We start from the raw sequence: 7,808 nt of genomic DNA, 5'->3' as shown, positions 1-7,808 counted from the left end.
ATTATTACTATCTAATTTCATTTATATACCAGCCTTTATCATTTATAAGACTGATTATATCAGAGGTAAAATAAAAAGGAAAACCTTTTGGCTACGCCCTTCACACGCTTGAGGAAGGAGACTTCTTTCGGGAAATTCGTTAAATTAATAAGATTTATTTCTTAGGTGAAGGTTTCTTCCTTTGATTTTGCAGTCCATTTAAATGAGACTCAAGAAGTCCAACACCATCTTGCACCATAGCTCGATGGAAAAAATATTTTGTTTTTTGAAATACTGTTAACAATAGTCCACCCACGTTTTATCTCTTCTCGTATAAAAAAGAATACTTAAAATTTTATGTTGACATTTGGTAAGACGTAAAAATCTCTTTTGCGATTATTTTTGATTTACCCTCTATAAAATTCTTTAAACTTAAAAATATCGTAAATCAATATTTTTATTACACAAAATTGTTGAAAACAAGCCCTATTTTTACATGAACTTACAGAAACTCATTTGATGTAAGTTCATTTCATAAAAAACTGTACAAGTAGAAATAATCACGGCTTAAAATAATACCCAATGTATCACAAAAAGCACATTCTTTTTTCACGAAATGCACACAAATACTTGATATTCTAATTGGGAATAATCATGCATCGTTTTTTAAGAAAAGGAAATTGCATATGAAAAAAATTTATTTTTCTCTTTTTTTCTTTTTAGTGTTATGCTTGCCGATAAACCAATGTCACGCTGAATCGACGATACAATCAAGAATTGATGCGGCTGCTCCCTATGAAACAATTCAATTAGAAAATAGAACGTATAATGAAAGAATACAAATATCAAAACCTATTACAATAAAAGGGAATACAAATACTAAAATAGTCTCTTGTGGTACGGATCCTGTTATTACAATAAAAAAGGAATACATTAGCATTCAAAATTTAAAAATAGAACAATGCAACGATCGTGCAGATCAGCCAGCTGTATTGGTTACCGGAAATAATCATTCTATCAATGAAATAGAAGTTTATGCTTCATACATGGGAATGAAGTTAGAAAATGCTAGGAATATAACTATTGAAAACAGTACAATCATTGGACAAAAAAAGGCAAATGGAATTGATTTATGGCAATCAGACAATAATTTGATTAAAAATACCAAAATAAAAAAGGTCCAAGATGGTCTTTACGTAGAAAAAAGCAACCATAATATAGTAAAGAATAATAGGATTCAGCAGTCTCGATATGGTATTCATCTTATGTATTCTGATAAAACGGTTATAGAAAAAAATATATCTAAAGAAAATACAACAGGCGCCATGATTATGGGGGTAAAAGACACTTTTATAGCAGGAAATCAATTTATAAATAATAAAAAAAATGTTCATGCACAAGGCTTATTATTGTATGACGCAGTAAAAACGAAAGTAATGCAAAATAAAATTGTGAATAATAGAGTAGGGATGTATGTAGAAAAGGCAAGTGACAATACGATTATGAATAACATTGTTTCTAATAATTTTATAGGTTTACAATTTAAAGAGACCCGTGCAAATGAATTTACACAAAATGAAATAATAGGGAATGTAAATGAATTCCAAGCTACACAAAGCAGGGAAAATAATATCTATAAAAATTATTGGGATGCTTCTTTAAAAGTAGATATTGATGGTTCAGGTACAAGTGTTATTCCATATAAAGCAGATGCGTATTTTCTTTTATTAACAAAAGATATACCAAACTATCAATTATTTTTTCAATCACCAGGGATGCATATTTTACAAAATTTCATCAAAATTCCAGATCAATCTGTATTACTAGACAAGGTGCCCAATATGATTCCTAAAAATGTTGCACAAAAAGGGGAGAAAATAGGCTTTCAATCTAATATATGGATTACAAGTATAAGCATGTTACTACTGGGAAGTACATTATTTATTTTAGGGAGGAAAAATGAATGAAAGTTAAAAAAATGTTATTTGCTATTTGTTTCTGTTTCATGTTTGCTGTAGTTGGCTGTGGAAAGGATGAAACAAAGCCCGTTGCAATTAATGAAAAGAATGATAAATGTGATGTTTGTAATATGGCGGTACTGGATAACCCATATACAACTGAGATTATTTTAGAAAATGGAAAAGCTTTAAAATTTGATGACATTGGCTGTATGTATAAATGGATGGATGAACATAAAAATGAAAAAATACAAGAGAAGTTTGTAAGAGATTATCATACAAAAGATTGGGTTGCATTGGATAAAGCTACATATGTGTATGATAAGTCCATCAAAACGCCAATGGCTTATAATGTCATTTCTTTTACAGAAAAGAAAGATGCAGACCGTTTTGTAGAAAAGCATACTGGAAAAATCCTTTCGCCTAAGCAACTAGCAGATCATAAATGGGATAGGCATAAAGAACCAATGGGAAAAGAAAATAATGAGAGTGGACATTCGCATTAATAAGAGCTTATTGTTAGCAATAAAATAGATAAAAAAAGACAACCGACTATGGTTGTCTTTTTCAATAGAGGGATGTGTAAGTATGTGGAATATATTATATACAGAATGGTGTAGTGCAGTAAGAGGGAAGTTTTCATACACGTTTTCACTTCTTTGGATCATTATGTTTTCTTTACTATTTGTCATGGAAAGAAACAACGCTGCTTTAGCAGGTTATACAAATGTAACTGGAACAATGGTAAATCTTATTTTATATATGATACCCTTACTGATGTTAATTATAGGGGCATTTACTATTGTAAGCGAGGTGGAAAATGGAAAATGGCGTCTTTTATGTACGTACCCTATTCATACTACTTCCTATATAGCAGGTAAAACAATTGGGCAATTTATAGCACAAACAGCTATGTTTTCAATGGGTTTTGGAGGAAGTATAATCATTGGGTTAGTAAATGGTTGTAATTTTGATCTGTTTTGGGTAGTAGCAACCTATATCTTCTCTATTTTACTAATCTTTTTATTTTTAGTACTGGGCATAACAATTGGTTCTCTTTCTACAACAAGATGGCAAGCTTTAGGGGTAAGTATTGGAATTTGGTTTCTTCTTATTCTGATGTGGCCAACGCTTTTGATTAGTATTCTTAATGTCGTTCCCTATGTAATGATTGCACCATCCATAAAAATGTTATTGTTTTGCAACCCAGCTGAATTCCTTCGTATTATCTTTGTCATTCAATTAGGGGGCGGGGCAATTTTTGGACAAGCATATGATCAACTAGTAATGATATTTCAAAGTAAAGATGTTATTTGGATTCTATCACTTTACTGTATGATTTATACAATTATGCTATTATTTTTGGCAGGAAAGAGAATGGAAAGGAGAAGAAAAAAATGACAGTATTACATCTTCAAGAAGTAAGTAAACAATATAAGAAAAAAATAGCATTATCCCCCATCACATTTCAAATCAAAAAAGGAGAATGTATTGTATTGTGCGGTGGAAATGGAGCCGGGAAAAGTACACTTCTTGATATAATTGCAGGAATTACAACACCTACAACGGGCATTGTTCAATTAGATAATATAAAAATGCAGAAAGATAGAAAACAGTATGTAGATAAAATAGGTTATATGCCGGATGATTTTCATGCACAACAGGATATGACAGTTCAAAAATTTTTATTGTTTTATGCCGCTTTTCGAAATGTAGGAAAAGAAAAAGTACAAGATGTTATAAAAACAATAGGACTAAAGGAAAAACAAAATGAACTTTTACATAGATTATCTAAAGGGATGAGACAAAGGCTTTTATTTGGCCAGGCATATCTTGGGAACCCTAAACTTTTAATACTAGATGAACCAACAAATGGGCTCGATCCGTATTGGATGGATACATTTTTAAAAATAATAAAAACATTAAAAAGAAATGGTACGATGATTATCTTTTCTACACATATGATGGATGTAGCTGCTGAAATTGGTGATCGTATACTCTTTATGAAAGAAGGAAAAGTCGTACAGGAAATAAAAAATAATGGAGATTTAGAAAATGTAACACTAACATTACTGCGAATGCACAGAAGATGAATACACTAATAAACAATTATTTAAAAATAGACTGCTCTTCCAATTACTTAAAAGGATTTGCTATATATAGCGAATCCTCCTGTTTCTTGTACAAATATTGATGAATCAAAACGTTTGTTTAAAAATGAAGGGATATATACGCCGTTGGACACCTGAAATAACAAGTCGTAGCTACCAAGGGGATTCCCTTGATAACTATCATATCTTCGCCATTTTTTGCAAGACATGATTTAAAAGATTAGATGTAAGCTACAGTATCCGTAACACTTCCTATATAATTAGTAAGAAACTCAATCGTCTTCGTTCTACGTGTCATTCATTTGCACCTGTATATTTCGGTTTTTCTTGTTCTTCATATTTTTTTACCAGTTTGTAAAAAGAAGAACGTTTTATATGATATTTCTTCATTGCCCCGACGGCTGTAATTTTTCCTGATTGCCATTCTCGATATGCTTCAATAAATTGATCTGTAATCTGTACAGGTGGTCTACCTAAATGTTTTCCTCGTTTCTTTGCTAGTGCAATCCCTTCCGCTTGTCGTTGTTTAATATCATTTCTTTCTTTTTCTGCAAAAGCAGATAGAATAGTAAGGATCGCTTTTTGTACAGCCTGTTGAATGACATCATTCGTACTTTCTCCATTATAAATCACATTAATAAAAGGTTCTTTAATAAATTGTAAGTTAATTCGCTGTTGCTCGTAATATCTAAATTCTTCTAGTACATCATTCATGCTACGACCTAATCTTGTTAAGGAATCAAAAACGATAGTATCGCCCGTACGAGCTAAGCGTTTTAGCATTTGATAATTTTCTCTCTTCATATTTTTTCCAGACTGCTTATCAATAAAAATATCCCGGTCTTCTATCCCGCGATATTTCATATTTTCAATCTGGCGTTCTTCATTTTGGTCTTTACTGGAAACTCTGACATATCCAAATTTTTTATCTTGCAATATTTTCACCTCGACCATAATTATAGCTCATTTTTATCTTTAAAGGTACGTGAACTTTAAAGATATCCGTAAACCAAAAACAACTTTTATGAACGATAAATCTAAAATGTTTATCAACTTAAGTGCTCTAGTTAATGCATTTAATTTGTTATATATTTAGTGCGTAGCTAAAGTTTTAGTTTAAGAACAGGTAATACATTTGGAGAGGGGAGTTTTATGAAGGATAATACGTTTACTTTTTTTATGATGACATTAGTCGGAATTATCGGATTTTTATTCGTGCCAGTTGTACATGCTGAAACAGAAAAATCATTTCAACCAAATAATTTTTCTACGTATGGTTTGGGTTTAAAAAATACTAAAATGAAAGAAGATATACCTGAGTATACACCATCTACTTTTTATCTTACAAAACAAGAAGCAACCAAACAAAAACAACAGGGAATTCAAAACCCAAATATTCTTCCCAATCGCATCGATTTACGTGAATATTTTCCAGAAGTACGAAGTCAAGGAAAATTTGGTACATGTGTCCCATTTGCAATGACAGCTTTAAGAGAATATTATATTGCAAAAGATGCAGGGGCACGTGGAACCGATATTACTTATTTGTCTCCCGCTTATATGTATTATCCAAATGGGCCTTATGATGGTATGTATATTGAATCCGCACTTCAGGTTTTAAAACGAAGTGGTGTTCCCCCAGAAACAGAACGTTTATATGATGTAAATACGGAAAATATAGAACAATTCAAACAACCAGTAACACCTACACAGAAAGAGAATGCATTACCGTATAAAATTAGTGGTTATCAAGTCATACGTGAAACAAATATGGTACATAAAATCAAACAAGCGCTGGCGAATCAAGATCCGGTTTTAATAGGTATCAACGTATATCCTAATTTTGATGCAACACCTACTAATGGAATTATACCACCTGTTACAGAAAAGAAATCCAGAGGGGGGCATGCTCTTGTTGTCGTGGGTTATGATGAGAAAAATGAATGGTTCATTGTCAGAAACAGCTGGGGGGCAAAATTTGGCGATCATGGATATGCGTATATGCATTATCAAACTTTATTAGACATGACAAATAGTATGTCCTATGTAATTAAACCGATTCAAACCCAATATCCACCATTCGGTGTGAAAATAACAACGACAGATATAAACCCTTCTCAAATTAAGTTCAACATTTCTGCCAAAAATGCGATCACATATGATTTATATAAAAATAATCAAAAAATCCAGACCTTCACGACAAATACTATTACGGATTTAAATATAGTGCCAGAGCAATCATATATGTATCATTTGGTAGCGAAAAATGCAATAGGAGAAACTCGTAGCTATCCTTTATCGATTTCGATTCCACCTGCTATATCGATGAATCAAGCTAGTTAATTGCATTCAAATAGGAAAAAGAAATGGTTCTGGTGCAAAGTTTAATCAACTAGTATAAGTACAAAATCCGGTTCTGGTGCAAAGAAAGGATACGTTCCCAAGAAATAATGAGGATTCCTACTGGAATCATTCTTTACTCTGTTTATCCAAATAATTGATGAATAAATTCTTTTTGATTTTGAACAGACTGATTCCGTAAATCAACCTGTTCTTTTTTATCATGTGCATGGCTTCTACTCCTGCAAGAATATATATATAGCTGTGCTAAAAGATTTAAATCCTAACATAGAGCGTACACGTTTTTTAATGAATCGATGGTCTTGCTCCACTACGTTATTTAGATAGTTTATCTGCCGAATTTGAGTGCCTAACGGCACTTTTTTCTCACTCTTTAATTTAGTGAGGGCCACTGGATAAGCAGGATTTTTATCAATTGTGATTGTACAAGGTTTTGAGGCATGAAAAGACTGCAAAGCTTTCTTGAAGAAACGCTTTGCAGCCGTATGATTTCTAGTTTTACTGAGATAGAAGTCAATCGTATTTCCTTCAGAATCAACAGCACGGTATAAATACACCCATTGTCTTTTTACTTATATATATGTTTCATTCACTCGCCAGGAATCATCTGTTTGTTTCAGATGACATCGGATCCGTTTATCCAGTTCCGGTCCGTATTGATGGACCCAGCGCATAATGGTTGTATGGGCTAAAGAGAATCCTCTTTCTTCCATCATTTCCACCAAATCTCGAAAAATTAGATTGTACCGTAGGTACCAACGTACAATTAATAAAATGATATCTGGTTGGTAATGCTTCCATTTAAACAAATTGTCCTTTTTCATACTGATCACACACCTTTTATAGAGTAATACTATCAGTATGTCCAAGGTTTAGAGATTACTTGCAATTCCTCAAATCTTTTTGCACCAGAACCCTTATTTCTATGTATTATCAACACTTCTTCTCCACACGTTTGGTATAAAAGCCCAATTAATCGTACATATTAACACATATATCAAATTTAAAAAGGAGATATGTATGAAAAGCATATATAGATCAAAACGATATACCTTTTCTATTTCTCATACAAAAAAACTAAACAAATATTTATGTGATAAAAACAAGACAAACATAGGGAAAAGAATCTATACATTAGCAAAAGAAGGATATGAATGTATCTATCCCGTTCGTAAAGTGATTATCACAGAACAATTTTATAAATTAGGAGATATACACCAATTAGATTACTTCTATGAAACAGAAATGGAGAAAATATAAATCACAATTCAACATATAGTAGTTCTAAATATGTTACGGACGTAGTGTACTCTATGGTTCTATGAGGTGGTACAGTAAAACTGGAACATAGTATAGAGATAAATTATTCTATATAAGAGGTGTTTCAGATGAAAAAACA

At 31.9% G+C, this 7,808-nt stretch carries 8 protein-coding genes and 1 pseudogene; 6 read left to right on the top strand and 3 right to left on the bottom strand.

Annotation, left to right across the window (positions count from 1 at the left end; genetic code table 11):
• Positions 1-154 precede the first annotated feature (154 nt).
• Entirely contained in the window at positions 155-295 is a 141-nt protein-coding gene (locus tag ACQRBL_RS31630; protein WP_000509207.1) for a hypothetical protein, read from the bottom strand.
• A gap of 370 nt (positions 296-665) precedes the next feature.
• On the opposite strand from ACQRBL_RS31630, the gene ACQRBL_RS31625 reads away from it, so the two are divergent.
• The 4 genes from ACQRBL_RS31625 (at position 666) to ACQRBL_RS31610 (ending at position 4,030) form a co-directional block, all read left to right on the top strand.
• The gene (locus tag ACQRBL_RS31625; protein ID WP_000725500.1) at positions 666-1,946 is read left to right on the top strand and encodes a right-handed parallel beta-helix repeat-containing protein; all 1,281 of its coding nucleotides are present in this window, start codon (positions 666-668) and stop codon (positions 1,944-1,946) included.
• Positions 1,943-2,443 (top strand): nitrous oxide reductase accessory protein NosL, encoded by a 501-nt coding sequence (locus tag ACQRBL_RS31620; RefSeq protein WP_000865197.1) that lies wholly within the window; start codon positions 1,943-1,945, stop codon positions 2,441-2,443. The genes ACQRBL_RS31625 and ACQRBL_RS31620 overlap by 4 nt, the downstream gene beginning before the upstream one ends.
• 82 nt (positions 2,444-2,525) lie before the next feature.
• Entirely contained in the window at positions 2,526-3,338 is an 813-nt protein-coding gene (locus ACQRBL_RS31615) for an ABC transporter permease (RefSeq protein WP_000267188.1), read from the top strand.
• Positions 3,335-4,030 carry an ABC transporter ATP-binding protein gene (locus tag ACQRBL_RS31610; protein ID WP_000217104.1) on the top strand — a complete coding sequence of 232 codons (696 nt, stop codon included), beginning with the start codon at positions 3,335-3,337 and terminating at the stop codon, positions 4,028-4,030. Before ACQRBL_RS31615 ends, ACQRBL_RS31610 begins: the two co-directional genes overlap by 4 nt.
• A 312-nt stretch (positions 4,031-4,342) precedes the next feature.
• Here the strand turns inward: ACQRBL_RS31610 and ACQRBL_RS31605 are convergent, their stop codons facing one another.
• Positions 4,343-5,002, bottom strand: a complete 660-nt coding sequence (locus tag ACQRBL_RS31605) for a recombinase family protein (protein WP_002180792.1) — start codon at positions 5,000-5,002, stop codon at positions 4,343-4,345.
• Positions 5,003-5,200: 198 nt separating this feature from the next.
• Between ACQRBL_RS31605 and ACQRBL_RS31600 the strand changes: the two genes are divergently transcribed.
• Positions 5,201-6,391, top strand: coding sequence for a C1 family peptidase (locus ACQRBL_RS31600; protein ID WP_000654556.1), 1,191 nt, complete (start codon positions 5,201-5,203; stop codon positions 6,389-6,391).
• Positions 6,392-6,533: 142 nt separating this feature from the next.
• Here the strand turns inward: ACQRBL_RS31600 and ACQRBL_RS31595 are convergent.
• A pseudogene (locus tag ACQRBL_RS31595) lies at positions 6,534-7,233 on the bottom strand (IS6 family transposase).
• A gap of 196 nt (positions 7,234-7,429) precedes the next feature.
• Between ACQRBL_RS31595 and ACQRBL_RS31590 the strand changes: the two are divergent.
• Positions 7,430-7,669, top strand: a complete 240-nt coding sequence (locus tag ACQRBL_RS31590; RefSeq protein ID WP_000836692.1) for a hypothetical protein — start codon at positions 7,430-7,432, stop codon at positions 7,667-7,669.
• Positions 7,670-7,808 lie beyond the last annotated feature (139 nt).

It is taken from the genome of Bacillus sp. AF62 (assembly GCF_050312695.1).
In the GTDB taxonomy this organism is placed as follows: domain Bacteria; phylum Bacillota; class Bacilli; order Bacillales; family Bacillaceae_G; genus Bacillus_A; species Bacillus_A cereus.
Note: the sequence above shows the minus strand (reverse complement) of the source record. Positions and strands in the feature narration are given on the sequence as shown.

Excerpts from the sequence above, each read along its gene's own strand:
- ACQRBL_RS31605 (WP_002180792.1), bottom strand. The coding sequence starts at position 5,002 with ATGGTCGAGGTGAAAATATTGCAAGATAAAAAATTTGGATATGTCAGA.
- ACQRBL_RS31625 (WP_000725500.1), top strand. The coding sequence starts at position 666 with ATGAAAAAAATTTATTTTTCTCTTTTTTTCTTTTTAGTGTTATGCTTG.
- ACQRBL_RS31620 (WP_000865197.1), top strand. The coding sequence starts at position 1,943 with ATGAAAGTTAAAAAAATGTTATTTGCTATTTGTTTCTGTTTCATGTTT.
- ACQRBL_RS31610 (WP_000217104.1), top strand. The coding sequence starts at position 3,335 with ATGACAGTATTACATCTTCAAGAAGTAAGTAAACAATATAAGAAAAAA.
- ACQRBL_RS31600 (WP_000654556.1), top strand. The coding sequence starts at position 5,201 with ATGAAGGATAATACGTTTACTTTTTTTATGATGACATTAGTCGGAATT.
- ACQRBL_RS31590 (WP_000836692.1), top strand. The coding sequence starts at position 7,430 with ATGAAAAGCATATATAGATCAAAACGATATACCTTTTCTATTTCTCAT.
- ACQRBL_RS31615 (WP_000267188.1), top strand. The coding sequence starts at position 2,526 with ATGTGGAATATATTATATACAGAATGGTGTAGTGCAGTAAGAGGGAAG.